The 16919-nt window shown below is 57.0% G+C and carries 7 protein-coding genes; 3 read left to right on the top strand and 4 right to left on the bottom strand.

The window, feature by feature from the left end; all coding sequences use genetic code 11:
* Window positions 1-229: 229 nt before the first annotated feature.
* Window positions 230-1522 (bottom strand): tyrosine-type recombinase/integrase, encoded by a 1293-nt coding sequence (locus MUG95_RS16155; protein WP_247010690.1) that lies wholly within the window; start codon window positions 1520-1522, stop codon window positions 230-232.
* A 505-nt stretch (window positions 1523-2027) separates the two neighbouring features.
* On the opposite strand from MUG95_RS16155, the gene MUG95_RS16145 reads away from it, so the two are divergent.
* Window positions 2028-4991: a DEAD/DEAH box helicase gene (locus MUG95_RS16145; protein WP_247010689.1), complete on the top strand. Its 2964-nt coding sequence runs from the start codon at window positions 2028-2030 to the stop codon at window positions 4989-4991.
* Between the two features lie 20 nt (window positions 4992-5011).
* On the opposite strand, the gene MUG95_RS16140 is transcribed toward MUG95_RS16145, so the two are convergent.
* The 3 genes from MUG95_RS16140 to MUG95_RS16130 form a co-directional block, all read right to left on the bottom strand.
* A complete protein-coding gene (locus MUG95_RS16140) occupies window positions 5012-6037 on the bottom strand; it encodes a competence protein CoiA family protein (RefSeq protein WP_247010688.1) in 1026 nt (341 codons plus the stop codon).
* Window positions 6038-6166: 129 nt separating this feature from the next.
* Window positions 6167-10960 carry a homing endonuclease associated repeat-containing protein gene (locus MUG95_RS16135; RefSeq protein WP_247010687.1) on the bottom strand — a complete coding sequence of 1598 codons (4794 nt, stop codon included), beginning with the start codon at window positions 10958-10960 and terminating at the stop codon, window positions 6167-6169.
* A gap of 146 nt (window positions 10961-11106) precedes the next feature.
* Window positions 11107-12672, bottom strand: coding sequence for an ATP-binding protein (locus tag MUG95_RS16130; RefSeq protein ID WP_247010686.1), 1566 nt, complete (start codon window positions 12670-12672; stop codon window positions 11107-11109).
* Between the two features lie 318 nt (window positions 12673-12990).
* Between MUG95_RS16130 and MUG95_RS16125 the strand changes: the two genes are divergently transcribed.
* Both MUG95_RS16125 and MUG95_RS16120 read left to right on the top strand, forming a co-directional pair.
* Window positions 12991-15105, top strand: a complete 2115-nt coding sequence (locus MUG95_RS16125; protein ID WP_247010685.1) for a vWA domain-containing protein — start codon at window positions 12991-12993, stop codon at window positions 15103-15105.
* Window positions 15105-16880 carry a HEAT repeat domain-containing protein gene (locus MUG95_RS16120; protein ID WP_247010684.1) on the top strand — a complete coding sequence of 592 codons (1776 nt, stop codon included), beginning with the start codon at window positions 15105-15107 and terminating at the stop codon, window positions 16878-16880. Before MUG95_RS16125 ends, MUG95_RS16120 begins: the two co-directional genes overlap by 1 nt.
* Window positions 16881-16919 lie beyond the last annotated feature (39 nt).

Here is a 16919-nt window from a genome sequence, read left to right as displayed (position 1 = left end):
CTCTGTACTTCTCGTGGTAGGTGATTCATTGAATCTCTATCTCTTTGATTCACTGATTCATTGATTTAGTGCCTCACATATTCTCAGCGCTCCTCTATTATTCACTGAATCCTAAAATCAATCACTCAATAACTCTTTGATTCACTGATTCACTGACTCTGTGATTCACTGAGCTATGTCCTCAACCGTTCACCGGATAACAGACACGGATGAGATCACTCTGGCGCAGTCACTCCTCCCCGAAGGCGGCAGCTAGCTGGTCCCGCATATACTCTCGACGAAGCTTCCGGGCCCGCGAATCTGAGAGATAATTCTGCAATACGACGTCGGCACTCGCACTTCCTTGTTCGGCCGCAATCTCATCGAGGCTTCCGAGGACGACGTCGAGTGACGAGGAATAGGCGTCATACCAGAAGCGTCGACCCATCTTTGGCGAGGGTGACACACCCCCGATCTCGTCAGGAAGGCCCGCTCGGTCAGCGAGTTGTGTGAAACGGTTCCAGACTGTCCATCGGGAAATCGAGCCGCCTGAGGCGTGTGGTGATGGAAACAGGTTCCCGCTCCAGTCATCGTGATCAGCAAACGTTGTGAGGCGGTTCTCGAGCACCTCTTTACCGTAGAGGAGTGACACCTCGCCGGGCCCGTTCTTCCGCTCCTCGAACGTAATATACGGAATCTCGTCGGTAGATACGTCAAGGACGAATTGACGCGCTCGTAGGCTAGCCACCTCATTCGGACGAAGACCCCATGCACACAGGGCGAGTACCAGAAGGCGGTCCTCCTGGTCGTCTGCCGCCTTGTAGAGTGCGCGAACGTGCTCGGTGGCGAGACATGGTGTATCCGTGTCATCGTCATTACCGTTCGACCAGTCGAACTCGTCGTCGAGGCCGTTAGCGGGGTTCACCGCAGCCCATTTCCGACGCACCAGATGCGCATACCAGTTCGAAACCGCGAGATGAATCCGGCGTTTGGTTTGCCCACCGTCGAGATCCGCGTGCAGGCGGTCGAACGCTGCCCAACACGCATCGACTGCTTTGTAGTCTGGGATATCACTATCCCGAGCGACGGGGGTCACGAGGTCATCGGTGTCATTTTCCTCGCAGTAGGCGGCAACATAGCGATTCAATCGGTAGCGGAGGGTATCGATTGACGAGTCTGTAAGGCCCTTGCGCTCTCGCCGTGACGTGAGGAAGGACTCGAGTGCCTCGATCGTCCGTTCGTGGTCGGTTGCCCAGTCGTAGCCCGATTCTACGGCGTCGAGCTCGAGGTCCTCGCGCCAAAACTCTGCGAAGGTCCTGTCATGATACTCCCGTAGGGCATAGAGGAGCGGCCGAAAGCCGTGGTCGCGAAGCCAGCCGTGTGTCGGTTTCTCTTGTTTTGGATCGAGCCCGTCTGTCTCCATCACCGGAGCGACGATAGCCCAGTACGCGTCGACGAGTTCGTCGAGATCGAGGAGGGTCCACGAGACGTTGTCGACGTCCTCCCAGTCTCGGTCACTCCCTGGTGTCGTTACGTCGTTCACAGTGCTATCCTCCACGGTGTCCGCTGTTCGAGGTTAGGAATCAGGGATAGACGCCTCGCTGAGTCGGTTTCCAATTCTAAGCCCGGCATATTTGGCTGGTAGCGAGTTTCTCACAAATAGGATATAGGTTTTGGGGACAAACAGACTGTTGGAGTCTGTGTGAACACCGAAAATAGATGCTGTATTGCCTCAGTATTGGATATATCATATGTCGCTATACAAAGACAGATGGGGATTAGCGGCCTACAGTTCCGGAGGATTCTGGTGTTATTAGCTCTCCGCAGATCAACGTGACACTCACCGGCTGTTAGGATCGGTGTATAGTCCATATCGCGGTCTACGCCCGCCTTCAACAGAAAGTCGGTTAGTCGCGGATATTATTCGATATCACAGCGAATACGAAGTAGAACAGCCGGACACTGTAATCATTTGAGGATTAAGGACGCCTTCGTCAGCAGGTCCCAACAGTAGCTTCATTACATATTCTCTTTATTGACAGTAATGAATGGGCTACTTCGCCGATCACGCTGACCAGATTGATTTTCAGCAGTTCGGCTCGGAAGGAATTGAGGGAATAAGATCCTGCCAAGCAGGTGGGTTCTGGGGCGTCAAGAGCCACTTCACGGCATACGAAGATGAGCCAGCACTGGTGTCAATGCCGACTGGTTCTGGGAAGACAGCGCTGATGATGTTATTGGCATTTGGACTGAGCGAGAAGCAAGTACTCGTCGTGACTGCATCTGACGTGCTTCGTACCCAAACCGCAGCGAAATTCAAACAGCTAGATGGCCTGAGACAAGCTGGCGTTGTTGATGACAAACTGGAGACCCCTTCTGTTGCAACAGTTACCTCAAGAGTCACCGACGAGGAGACCTGGGACGAATTGGATGAGGATGTTGTAGTTACTCTCCCTCACAATATCAGCAAGGTCTATGACTCGGACCAGTACTCAGATTCTATTGTCAGTCCTCCTGAAGAGAAATTTGATCTCGTCTTTTTCGATGAGGCACATCACATCAGAGCTCCCAGCTGGATGGAGCTACTCGAGACCGTAGACAGTGCTAAGCGGGTATTGTTGACTGCGACTCCATTCCGTCGTGACCGACAGACGCTACCGGGCCGGATGGTGTATCACTATCCTCTGAGCAACGCGATGGAAGAACGATTATATCAACCATTGTCTTTGACTGAAGTTTCGACGTATCGTGCTGACGATCCGGATAGCAAATTGGCAGTAGCAGCGGCTACCGAGCTGGCAGATATTAGAACGGACTACTCCAGTGCTAAGCTTCTAGTACGGTGTGATAAAATCTCTACTGCTCAAGGTTTGGAAGATGTCTACAGCAGCCATGGGCTTGATGTTGAGGCGATTCATTCGGACCGGACGTCCAAACAAAATGCAGAGACGATCAGCGCACTTCAAGATGGAGAACTTGACGGGGTCGTTGCTGTTGGGATGCTCGGTGAGGGGGTCGATATTGCGGATCTGAAGGTTGCAGTGCTTCATCAGCCCCCGAAGTCGTTTGCTTTCACACTCCAACTAATTGGCCGTGTCACTCGACCTGCGGAAGATTCGGATGTCGCTGCAACAGTTATCGCTGACCCAGACAAGTTGCGTGAGGCCGGGGTTGATGATGTCGTCAAGCGATTGTATCATGAGGATGCAGGCTGGCGTCAGCTCGTTCCAGAACTTGTCGACAAATATATTGAGACAAACGTAGCAGCGACTACTGCCGGACAAGATGCGCTTCGAGGCGTCAATGAGCAAGACCTCCAACCATACCGCAGCACTCGACTTTACGAGAGTACGGAGTCTGACGTCGACTTGGTAGCTGACGTTTCACTTGACGATGACACTATCGTCTACAAACTGCCCCGATCCGACGAGGTGTTTCTTGGGCTGATCACCGAGAAAATCGATAAACCGACCTGGGGGACTAGAACTCCGCTTGACTACCGTCAATATGACCTCCATCTCTACTACTATCACGACGAAACCGAGACTCTGTTTGAAGCTTCCTCATCCGATGAGCTATCTGACCGTATTCGTAGCCAGATAGTATCCGATGAAATTGAAATCTACGGCGGTGAATCACTCGTCCGAATGCTGCAGGCAGAGGTCGATATTGAGTACCAAGTTGCAGGACTAGCCAACGCACTGGGGCCGTCTGGGAGTCTCCCTTCCTATAAAATGTATCTTGGTGACCGGGTGGAGGGAGCTGTGAGGCAAACAGATACACAGGCCTTCGCTCAAGGCCATGCAGTTGCAGAGGTTGATGAAGAGATCATTGGCATTAGCAATGATCAGGGGCGTGTTTGGTCCACTGGTAGGGAGGGAATTGGTGATTTCATTTCGTGGTGTCAGGGTCTCGCGGGCAAACTTGAGAAATATGAATCCGAATCTGTCGCACCTAAACTTGGGTTAGGGGAGGTTCGCCGAATCGACGAGTTCCCTGCAGATCCAGTATACGGGACTCTCAATCCTACGCTTCAACAACTCGATGTTGAGATTAATACAAGCGAAGTACACGAGGAGGGTGGATGGCAGCCCGTGAAGGAATCTGCTCTAAGAGACCTCACTTACCAGACCGATGAGCCCACTGCTGTCGAATTCTCCTATACTCCATATGAGACAGCGCAGTCGCTATCTGGCACGTACAATATCGCAGATAATGAACTGACCGGTCAACTCGCTAACTGTCAGTTCAGGATAGTCAGTAGGGACCAGACCAGCGAATTGACCGGTGAGATGTTTTTCAACCGTTATCCGTTGTACTTCTGTACAGGTGACGGGACCTTAGTGTATAACGGGCGCGGACACAAGGTCAAACAAGAACTTTCAGAGGTTCCGTTGACTTGTTTTGTTGAAGAATCGAAGATCGATTGGTCGGGATGTGCTACGTGGGGAGAATACTCATTTGATGATGATGACACAGATGCCGAGGGACTCATTCATGTTCACGCCTGGGTAGAGAACTTTATCGAGGCAAACGGTGAGAGTGAACAAATTCTGTTCCGTGATCATACGACCGGTGAGATAGCAGACTATGTTCAGTTCGAGCCGTCTCAAAAGCGCATTAGCCTCTACCACTGCAAGGCATGCAAAAAAAGCAAGAAAAGTGGAGCGCGTCTCGAAGACGTTCGTGATGTTGTTGATCAGGTATTCCGGAGTATAGCGTGGATTAGGAACAGTGGGCTTCCAAAGCGGATTCGCTATCGTCAAGAGAATACTGGTGTAGAGGGGTTCAAACTGAATGAAGAGGGATTCGATGAAATCGAGACAAGATTTCAGCCGAACGAGTGGGACTTCAGAGTGTATATCGTTCAACCTGGACTGGACCACGACAAGGCCCGAACACGGGCTAACATCAATACGCTACTCCTGACCTGTAAGGAGTGGTTAGAGGCGGTTGATACTGAACTACGCATTATTGGCGATCCTAACGATCAAGTCGTGGAAGTGTCCTAAGGGTACTAATTTAGCGGGGCTCAGCTCTTCTCAATCTCGAAGGCTCGGTCAAGAAGATCTGCGAGGTCGCGTAGATTTTCCGCAGCATACGATTCAACTTTCATCGCCACACGTTCCGTTTCCTTCTGCTTCTTCCACAGCGTCACCACGACATCGGAGTCTCCATTTGGGTCCGGTAGTGCAGCTGTTATCCATGCCGTCACGGTTGGCGATCCCTCCAACCATCTCTTACTGAGTTCATGCCACTCTGGATCACACTCTTCCGGTGACGGTCGGTCCTCCCCGAACGCCTTTCGCTCCAAATCATCGGCAAAGGACCTGAGTTTCACAACGTCATTAGGAACAACCTGTACGGAAAGCGACTCGCTTTCGCCCCAGCTCTTTGCCTTCCCAAGTGAGAACGTTAGATGCCCGTCTGGCGTTCTGGAAATTCGAGCGCTTCCTCGTCGCTTGATGTTTTTCTCCGCGATAGTAACCCACTCTCCCGACTTGTCGAACGACATCCAGTAGTCTGCAGGAATCGGGACTTCAATCTCTACAGTTGGGTTCTTCTTCTGCCAGAGCCACCGCGTCACGTCGGGATACCCCTCCGTCCCGTATCGGTCCGGGAGGGCGTACGGCCACACCGAGAGAATGCCGGAGAGGTCAACATCGTGAGTCGTAAAGTCGTCTTCCTCGAGCCAGGCAACGCTGTACTCCCGATCAAGATAGTGCGCTACGACTGCTTCCTTGTCTTTTCCCTTATTCCGGTACTGGGCTTCAACTGCAATTCCCTTGCCGTATGGATCACACGGCTCGGGGAATTCCAATAGCACGTCAGGAATGCGTCCCTCGAGGTCGGACTCGAGTTCAATAGTCGCCTCCGGGTAGTCGTTTTCCAGGCGCGCGTATGCGATGGCCTTCATCTTGTGATGGATTTCGGACTCCCCTGGGCAGTCACCATCACCACTACCGGCTCCGCTGCCATCTCCTTTCCCGCCGCCCTTGTGACTGAAGTGCCGAGAGACGAACGTGCTCCCGCGGTTGTAGGACCGGACCACTGACATCTCCTCGCCGCAAACTGGACACGCAACTGTCGATCCGTCCGGGACCTGTGGAGGGAGTACTTCGTCACCGTCAGACAGTCCAAGATATGGCATATTTGTTGAGTTATTTACCTTCCTAACTCACCCCAGTCACGATTTCGCTTCTACCGGTGGCTCTGATCCACATTCGATCGCCGTAAGGTCTCTCGTGCTATCGAGTAGTCGGTGTACCTCGCCATCGCTCTCCCAGACTGTCCCTCTGGCCTCACGCAGGATATACCAGGTATCGACTTCCCACTTAATCTCGAGCCCGTGTTTTTGCCAGACTTTGAGCTCGAACTCTTTGCCGTTGAGATCGGCGACCAGATACCGGCCATCTACACGATCTGACCGGGTCCGTTTCTTCTCTTTCACCTGAACTGCGATCGAAGACGGAAGCCGACTGTTCCCGGGGATATCCTCCCAGGTGAGAACGGAATCTCTGTCACCATTCAATACGGGCGATGAATTTGATTCCTCTCTGGTATCGGGAGATAGATCGGACTCAGTCGTCTCGTTAGTCGACTCTTCGCTCGCATCAATCAGGGAGGTTGCTTCCGTCCACGATCCAAAGAAGTTGGAGTACATTCCCGCGGAGACTCGCCCGTGATGGTTCATCTCCGTCGTTTTCGGCATATGTCCGAGTTCGTCACGAACACGTCGGAGTTCCTCAAGGAGTCGCTCTCGCTTGTCGATCCCCGCAGCTTCCAGCGCTTCATCCCACGAGCCGAATTCTTGGAGACAGTCATACGATTTGTACGCGCCGTCAGAATCCATCTCCGACGCGTACGGCACGAGGTTCTCACCGTCATCAAGACGCTGAATCTCGTCGATGAGTGCCTGCCGGGATGGTCCAGAATCTGGGGTGGGCGACGTGGCGCTGTCGTCAGGCTGACCGTGGGGTTCATCGGTCGAATCGTGGGCTTGCGATGCCTGTTCGGAATCTTCACCGCTGGCGAAGTCAGCGGCTTCGCGTGCTGCAGTTATCGTCCCAAACTCGTCGGCATACATTCCGGAGCTGTATCGACTGTGTTCGTCGATCTGAGTGGTCGACGGAACCTCTCCGATTTCAGCAGCAACACGCTCCAGTTCAGTGAGAAGCGACTCCCTGCGATCGATACCGGCAGCGTCCAGTGCATCGTTCCACGATCCGAACTCCCGATAATACTCGTGAGTCGAGTACGATCCTTGATCGTCCATCTCGGGTGCCTTTGGGGCGCCACCGAGGTCCTCTGTCAAGGTCTGGAGCTCGTCGATGAGATCGTCCTGCGTGGGTTGGTGATTATCACTTCCCGTTGACTGCTCAGCGGCCGCTGTCTCGGTCTCAGGACTCGATTTATCCTCTGTCCCACTGCTGTCGCGTTCCGCCGCAAGAGCCTCCTCAAGTTTCGCATGGAGTTGTTTGGCTTCCACCACCGAGGAATTCGGTTTCTCATCTGAGGCGGACAGTACCGCCTCAAGCTTCGACTTCGCCTCACGGTACTGCTGCTGTGCCCGATCTTCCTCGCCGTTTATCGAGGCTGTGCGCGCATCACTCACGAGTCGCTGAGCCTCTGTGAGCGATTCCTCGAATTCTACCTGCCGATCAGCTCTCTCGAGACAGGTGTTGGTGAACTCCACACCGGCTTCCGCCCTCGCTGTATCGAGATCGTATCGCTCGCCCCATTCAACAGCGGATTGGAACTGTCTCTTGGCTGCGTCCAACACGCCCTCAACTGTAGTGAACCCGTTACTAGTCGCGACGACGTCGCAGCATTCGAGGAGCCGCTCGCCTGCGGCACACCGTTCCTCGTACGCAGCGATGCGAACGTATCTCGCAGCAGCTTCGAGATCGGTATCGGTACCGTCGGGGATTGTGAGCGTCTGGTCGTCCGTCTGGATTCGGATTGTGCGATGCTTCCAGAAGAGTTGGCCGGCCTGCTGAACATCGACACTCGTGACGTCCTCGTGGCGGATCTGGATCGCTTGATTTTCAGGATCATTCCCGACGACGCAGAGCACCCGCGTGGGGGTGATTACAGTAATCGCCCGATGCCCGTTTAGATCTGGCAGCTGCTGGCCGGTGTAGTCCGGAGCTTGGCGCTTCGATGCCAGCAGGAAGATTACCTCTTCGCCATTCAGCAGGTAGGTTTGAAGCGATCGCTGGTGTAGATAGCCTGTCGAGAAGAGGCCACCGTCGCCCGTGCTCGTCAGGAGGGTTTCGTCGAGGGATGCGTCTGTGCTAGGGTCGACTTGCAGCCGTCTCGAAATAGCGCTGGGCGGCTCACCCACTCCCAGCACGTCAAACACGCTGGCACTCCCAACCGCCTCATCGCTGCCGGCCTCCTCCTCGATCTCAGGAACCTGTGGATCCGACTCGGTTTCTGTCGATTCAGAACTGGGTGGCTCCGGCGAATCAGGGCCTTGAGACGAAGTTGTCTCTTCATGTGATTCGTCGTCTTCTGACGTCGACGATGGTGACTTCTGCTCCGGTGTATCGCTCTCCCCACTTGTACTCTCATCAGCTGACTCGCCGTCGGTCGGTGTTCCTTCTTGGTTGGCGGTTGCTCCTTCTTGTGACTGCTGGCCCGACGACGCCTCCTCAGAGAGCGCGCTTAACGACGCTGTCAATAGCTCGTCCAACTCCGTCGGTCGCTCTCGATAGATGGGGAAAAGCCACCAGACGCGCTGGAGGCCTTCGACGGAGAGGGCTTCCGAGTCACGGAGTGTTTCCATCGCGGCTTCCCAGTCATCCTGCGCCACTCGTTCCCCCTCCAGCCATAACTCATCCAGCAGAATTTCTGTCGCTTCGACGGTCAGTTCATCAAGCAACTGTTCCAGATTGACGTTCCCCTGAACGGTCTCTACCTCGAGATCCTCAAGCAGATCTCGGGCCCAGAGTTCGTGTCCCCGCTGCTCGGCGCGTTCCAGCAACTCGGCGTCGACGCCGGCCTCCTCGATGATCGGCTGCACCCCAATCGTCTCCCCCAGCTCCCGAACCCAGTTGAGCTCCTGCACATACTCCTTCGAGTCCAGCCCCGCAATGTAGTTCTCGTCGGGCATGGCGATGAAATGGTGGAAGTGGGGCCGCTGATCGCCGTGTTTGCGGAGGACCCGTCCCATCCGCTGTACGAGCTGAAGCTTCGTTTTGGTCCCCGCGACGTTGATGCCGACTTCCGCATCCGGGACGTCAATCCCCTCGTCCAGCATCTTAGGAGAGACGAGTACGCCATTCTCGCATTTCCCGAACTTGTTGATGTTACGTTGGACCGTCTCGTTGTTCTTCTTGGAGGAGGTCTCAAGCTGGCTGTGTGCCCGATAGACGTGATCGGACACCTCCCCGAGTTGGTCTGCGATTTCGTCAGCCGTGTCGATGTCCATCGCGAAGATAACGAGCTTGACAGGCTGGTCTGGGTCTTCGAGATAGTCCTTCGCCAGTTCGATTGCCTCTTCGATCTTCGGCTGTGATCGGTGGCGGATCCAGGTCCGCGAATGAATCGTCGCCTGGAGGTTCGACCATTCATCGGGTATGTCCTCATCGTCGAAGACCATCGACGCAGCCTCGTGTGCGCGAATGAAGTCCCCGAGGTCTTCGAGTTCGGTAAACGGGACAGGAATCTGTTTGAGAATCCGCTTGGTTGCTGTCGACCGCCGGATGTGCTTGAATTGGTCGGAGATCGACTCTGTTGCCTCATCCCACTCTTCCCGTTCGTAAGGGTCGAGCGGCGTTGGGTGTACAGTCCAGTCGAATTCGGGTATGATTCCGTCGCGACGAGCGTCCTCGACCCCATACGTGTGGACGACATCACCCAACAGCTCGGTAAGCTGCTCTCGTTTCAGCTCACCGTCGTCGCCGATCGTTGCTGAAAGGCCCATCGCAGCCCGATAGTTTGGTCTGTCGATGGCAGCTCCGTACCCATCTAAATTAGAGTAGTGGTGTACTTCGTCGTAGATGACGAGATCGTACTGGTCGGCGAGATCACGGTCGTATCGTGGCAGGAGGGACTGTGCAGTATAGAACTCCACTTCTCCACTACTAAACGATACGCGGTCTGCCTGTTCACCCGTCTGTCCGGCAGGCATCGGGAGGCCAAGCTTCTCCTGTATCTCCTGCTCCCACTGCTTGAGGATCGCATTCGAGTGGGCGACGATCATGATTTTCGCGTCGTCAGTTCGTGGTTCGTGGTCGGGGTCCTCCGGAAGGACGCCGCAGCATTCGGCGATGGCGGCGATTCCAGCCACCGTTTTCCCTGTGGCCGTCGCCATCTCGAGAATTCCGTGTCGGCCGTTGTCCAGCCACTTGTTGAGGCCTTCTTCTTGGTTATCCCAGAGGGAGACCATCAGGACAGGCCGATGCAGGCGGGACATGGCCGCATCTTTACTCATGCTGCCCAGCGAATCGGCTTCGTCAAGCAGGGCTGTCAGGAGTTCTGAATCTGACAGTGCTTCTTGCTGGGCGGCGGTCACGAACAGCTCCAACAGATAGAGACCGCCACCACTCCCAATATGAGAGACGTCTAGCGCACTCGGATCGAAGCCAAGCTGTCGCAGTCGTTTGAGAAGGACCGTTTCTGCAGGCTTCGAAATCACACCTGTTTGCGCTGACCGCTGTGCGGGGAGGTTCTGATTTAACGAAACAATGTCCTCTCGGAATCCGTGGAATCTGTCTCGATTCGTCTCGATGGGTTCCGTATCGACGATGCCCTGAATGCGGTCCGTAATGAAGTCTGCAAATAAGCTGCTGTAATATCTTTCTAAGAATTTCCATTCGATCGGATCAACAGGCCCCTCATATCGGGGCATCGTGACCTTATTTGCGACCTCATCATCTAATCGAATGAGTTGCTCTATGGACGGTAGATCAGCGAGGACGTCGGACTGGTATTCGTCGAAAAAGTCGTAGTCGTAATCAACCAGTCCACCCATTCGTCTCACCTATTCCCTATCAATCGTATGAATGTTTTCGTGAGGAACACGCTTTGTCGTCTCCCGGTACCTCGCCCCATCACGACTTCCATCAGCGGCAACCGACAGGTCCCTCGTTCCGTTCTCACAACCGATTAGGTAGCGACCTAGCATAGGAGCAAGTACAACCAGTACGGAAGTTGGATGATTCCCTCTCCGAGATCCTCAATAGGTTGTCTGCCTCGAACCGTATCACCAGCGAGGATGAATCCAAGTGGCACGTCGTACGCTTCTTTGAATTCTCGAACGGCTTCGAGTGACTCCTCACGCTCGCGTGACTGATACGCTAGCCCGATCGGGACAGGGGTTCCGTCTACCTCGAAGACGAAGTCGACCTCACCCTCTCGCCCACGCCAGTACTGGACGGTGGGCGTCTCGTCATTGCCCTGGATGGCGTTGATCCCATAGGCGAACCGCATCGTGTGGTCGAACGCCGCGACGCGGGCTAGGTCGGCCTCGCGGTCAAAATCGTTGCGGACGGTCGAGGCGTCGCCGTCGGCGATCGCGGTCACCAGCCCTGTGTCACGGAGGTAGAGTCGCACCGACCGGGGGCGGCTATTGTCGTACTCGGTAACGCCGGTCAACAGGTACAGCTCTGCCAGCGCGGGAAGATAGCTATCGGCGATCGTCCGCCGGTCGACGTCGAACAGTTCGACGAGATCCTGATACCGGAACGGCTCAGCCCCCCGGTTTCGGGCGGCGAGCGCGCAGAGGCGTTCAAGATCTGCGATCGTCTGAATCGATTCGAAGCCGGGAACCTCCTGGTAGAGGGCATCGCGAACGTCCTCGCGCAGCTGCGCGTAGTCATCCACCGTCAGGTCCGCTGCCGACTCGGCGGCGCCGTCAAGGTCGTAGCTGATGGTCCCGCCCATCGCGAGGTAGTCGACGACTTGTGACTGGATGCGTCGTTCGACGTCTGCAACCTTCTCGTACTTCTGTCGAAGCTCTGCGACGAGTGACTCGACCTCGCCACTCTGGAGAGCCGCTGGCAGGCTGTTCTCCCCGGTTCGCAGAGAGGTAGGGCTCACGCGAGTGTCTTCTTCCTCAAGATCTGGATACAGCGTGAAGAGGTAGTCCCGGAACTTCTCAGGGAGAATGGGCTGGATATCGTAGTCTTCGGCCGGCATCGCGACGCTTTCGAGTTCCCGTTCGACTTGAATGCCGGCGCTGGCGGTCAAGACGACGTGTCGTCCCGGGACGTCCTCGAGCAATTCTGCGACGGGGACGCCCCACCCGTCGATGGTCGGCTTGTTCGGATGCTCGATCTGGTGAACATCGTCGATTAGGATGAAGTGTGGGTGGTCTGCTTCGATGCGACCGAGAACCCTGCTCTCGTAGTACCGAACTGCGCGTCGTAGCTGTTCGTCCGATTGGAGTTGGTAGAGCGGATCGGCGTCGAATGGAAGATAGAGGAATCGTTCCGGATCGTCGCCAGTCTCGATGCGATGGTGAATGAACTGGTGGAGGAGCGTGGTTTTCCCGACGCCCCGTCGTCCAACGAGGCCGAGAAGCGGTTGGTCCTCGAACTGGCTGCCGGACTCGTCGGGACGGGCGAGATGATAGAAATCGCTCTTTTGCCGTGCCGGGAGTGAGAATGCTTCTGTCCCGTGTTCCCACCACGGATTATGGTCGTGAAGCGCCCGAACGAGAGCGTCACCAGCGTCGATAGGCATGGGTTTGTTGACTAACCCATGACCTCCTTCACAATGATTGTTTCGACTCAATACACGACAGTGTAGAGGTGGTTACATACTCATAATCCATCCTCTATAGTATGATACCCCACCAAACACGATATAAGGAACACTACGATGAGTCTTTGCTCTCTAATATCCGCTCTATCTTGCTAATTGGCGAAGCATTTATCACATCTTAGCGCACACTAATGGGTGTGAAGGTGGATAAAGACGCATCGTAATGATGGTTACTCTCCCTTCGTTTCCGGGGCGAGCGCACACACTATCGTCAACCACCCGTTGGCTGTCCGGGGAATGGCAGGCCACACAGATACCATGGATACGATGTACGCGGACATAGAGGACGGGAAGCGTCACAATATCGCAGTCGAATTCATCACTCGGCGAGCCATCGACTGCGACGGAGAACACGTCCACCGCTTGCTGGTCGCCGATCAATCGGGGAAGCAGTTCACGGTACTCGCCACGCCTGACAGCGAGGCGCTCCTGGGCCTGAAAACCGGGGCAACCCACCGCATCTCGGGGCTGCTGGGCGCTGCCCCTGTCACCTCCGCAGACGACATCAGGGTAGAGTGTCCTGATTGCGGGGGACGGCTTCGACCCGGACAGGTCGTCGATGCAGCTGGAGCGGCCGTCACGCAGGCTGCGTCACAGCTCTCCCTCGACAAATCGTTCGGAATCATCGATACCAGAGCCACCGTCCGTCGCGTTCGGGATGACCGCTCGCTCGTCGACGACTGGACGCCGATGGACGACGACAGGTCGGTTACCCCACCCGACTACGTCTGTGAGTCCTGTGGGCGCCGCGTCGACGTGTACGAACTTCGGGAGACCGCCGAGGCCGATCAGATGCTCGAAAACCAGGTGATGGAGAGCGCATCACCGGCGCCAGCAAGTGCCGATATGGCGAGCCCGGAGACGGTCGGACTTGCCGCGGGCGGCGCGAAAGACGTGGCCAACTTCCGGGAAAACGTCGCGAACGGGTATACGCCACAGCCGGAGGCGATCAGCGACGAGGGGCTGTTCTACGACTATCACTTCGAGACGGGAACGCGGACCGAATCGGACGCCCTGTTCGCGCCGCGCTACGCGGCTGCCACGAGCGACCACCCGATCAGTGGGGAGACCGAGCGCTACCTGTCGGTGGGGCTGGACTCGACGCTCTCGGTCGACGAGTTCGAACGGCCGCGGCTGGATCTCGTCGCCGTCCTCGACGTCTCCGGGTCGATGGACAGCTCCTTCGACGCGTACTACTACGACCAACACGGGCGCAAGCGCGAGGCCGAGGATGATGCGGCGACGAAAATCGACGCGGCGACCCAGTCGCTGTGCGCGCTTACCGAGCAGCTCCACGATGAGGACCGCCTGGGCGTCGTCCTCTACAACCACCGCGCCCACGTCGCGAAACCTCTCCGCGATGTCGGAACGACGGATATGCCTGCGATCCGTCGCCACATCCGCGAGATCGCTGCTGGCGGCAGTACGAACCTCGCGGACGGGTTCGAGGCGGCTGTCGACATGTTGGTCGGCGGGACGCCCAGTCCTGATGTCGAGCGCCGTGTCGTCTTTATGACCGACATGATGCCGAACACGGGGACGACGGGGGACAGCGAACTCACGCAGTTATTCGCGGACGCGGCCGCCGAGGGCGTCCACACGACGTTCGTCGGGATGGGGCTGGACGCGAATGCGGAGCTAGCGGACACTTTGTCGGGCATCCGTGGGGCGAACCACTACTTCATCCACTCGGCCGCAGAGTTCGAGCGTCGTCTGGGGGAGGAGTTCGACTACATGGTTACCCCGCTGGTGTACGACCTGAACCTCGACCTTGACGCAGACGGCTACGAGATCGAGGCGGTTCACGGATCGCCGTCCGCGGACGCCGAGACCGACCGCCTGATGCATGTCGGGACGCTGTTTCCCTCCGCCAAGCAGGATGGCGAAGCTCGGGGCGGCGTCGTCCTCGTCCGCCTCGAGCAGACGAGCTCGGACGCCGATCTCGATCTGGTCGCCTCGTGGACGGAACGGGACGGTGGTGAGTACACCGAGCGCGTCACCGTCGACGTTCCCGACGAGTCCAGCACATACGCCCATGAGGGCGTCCGGAAGGCCGTCGCGCTCGCCAGGTACGCTCGCGAACTCCGGACGTGGGCAGCTGACCTCCACGACCGCGCTGACGCCGCGACTGGCGTTGACGACTGGTTGCTCCCCGACCAGCGCGGCCAGCACGAGCGCGAGTCCGTGCCATTGGTCGTTCCTGATCGATATACCGAGCGGTTCGACCAGCTTCGCAGCTACCTCGCAGATGAGATGGCGGCTGTGGATGATGAGTCGATGCAGCAGGAGGTGGAACTCCTGGAAACACTGTGTCAGCAGGCGCCCGCGACGCCGCGCGAGGTGAGTGACTAATGCTCGTGTTCGCGTTCGACCGTGACTGGACTGTCGACGTGAATCCACATCCCCGCCACGACGCCGTCCCACTGGAGTGGGTGCGTCATCTCGCGCACGATACGCCGCACGCGGTCTACGCTATCGGGAATCAGACGTTGGCCGAGGAGGCCGCAATTCCGGGTGTCGTCGATATCGTCGGTCGCCACCCCGACGACTGGGACGAGTGGCTCGGCGAGAAACAGCCCGATGGTCGGTACGAGCAGTTCCCACTCCGGCGCGAGCGGCTATCACTCATCGCCGACCTGCACCCGGACGCGGACGGCTACGTCGTTGTCGACGACCTCGATTTGAGTGATGTCGACGGGTGGGAGCATTACCACGCCTGGGAGTTCGTTCCCGCGGTCGAACGGGGAGACATCCATCCTGATCTCCCGTGGGTTCGTGACCTAATGACCGACGGTGGACTTCCGTCGTCTGCCGGAATCATGCCGGCGAACGCGTCGATGCTATCGTCGTTTCTCGACGACCACACCGATGCGCCCGGATTCGAACTCACGTACATCGATGATGGGGCCGAACGAACGCAGCTGTGCCACGACGTCTCCCTTCACGCGGTGACACTCGAACGGCCTTCGGCAGCGCCAGCGCTCCAATGCACGCCGCTCGCCCCTGATAGTGACCAATTCACCGTTCCCGTCGACGCAATCGAGTTGCTCTCCGTGGTCGATCCCCCACCGAATCTCTACACGGCGAGCGCAGAGACGCCTGCCGAGGAGGCAACTGGGCTCCGCCGACTCGCGGATGTGAATCCAGAGGCGGTCCGTATCTCATCGATCCTCGCTCTTCTGGATCGCGAAGACGTTGATCTGTTCCGGGAAAAGGACGCAGTCCAGGTACTCCGTCGGGTGGCGGTGGTGCGCCCAGAGGACTGTACGCCGGCGATTCCAATCCTTCGGTCACTATTGGCACGTGACGAGCTACCCGCTCGGGCCGACGTGCTAGCCACTCTCCGCGCCATTGGTGATGCCGATCCGGGGGCGATCGCTCCACTCGCCGACGAACTCGTACCGCATCTGCAGTCGAACATTGTCTCCGTCAGGCGTGAAGCGACCAGATGTATCGCCGCGATTGCTGAGGAAGACCCCGAGGATGCTGTGGACGCCGTACCGTCGCTTGCAACGATCATTGAGGACGACGTCGACGGACTCCAGTACGCGGTGTACGCACTCTCGCGGATCACGCGCGAGTATCCGGAGGAAGTCAAACCGGTCGCCGAGACACTTGGAGAAGTCACCCTCCGTGACTCGTTGTCCGACAGCGTTCGGTTGAACGCGACCGCTGGGCTTGGACGGATCGTGGGCGAGTACCCGAGCATCGCCGTCGATATCGTCGACGACGTCGCGACCCTGTTCGACGCCGATAACCCCAAGCTCCGGAACAACGCAATCGGACTAATCGGCGACGTGGCGATCGTTCACACCGACGTGGTCGAGCCGTACACCGAGGAGATCACCGCATTGCTGACGGTCGAGGACACCTACACGCGAATCAATGCGAGCGGTGCCCTTAGCCGCGTAGCCGAGGACTCCCCGGAGTCGGTCGAACACGTCACGCCGACGTTCGTGGAGCTGCTATCGGACGAGAATCCGCTCGTCCGTGAGAACGCATGCTGGGCGCTGGGGTACCTCTGTGCTCGAGACGCGACCTCGGCCCTGAAAGACCGAGCACGCGATGATGACAACGCCGATGTCCGCACGAGAGCATCGTGGGCGGTCGCCCAGATCACCGAATGAGACTTGTCTCGGCGTTTCGCTTGTTGACTGTCCGGTCGT

This window comes from Halorientalis litorea, from assembly GCF_023028225.1.
GTDB lineage: Archaea > Halobacteriota > Halobacteria > Halobacteriales > Haloarculaceae > Halorientalis > Halorientalis litorea.
Note: the sequence above shows the minus strand (reverse complement) of the source record. Positions and strands in the feature narration are given on the sequence as shown.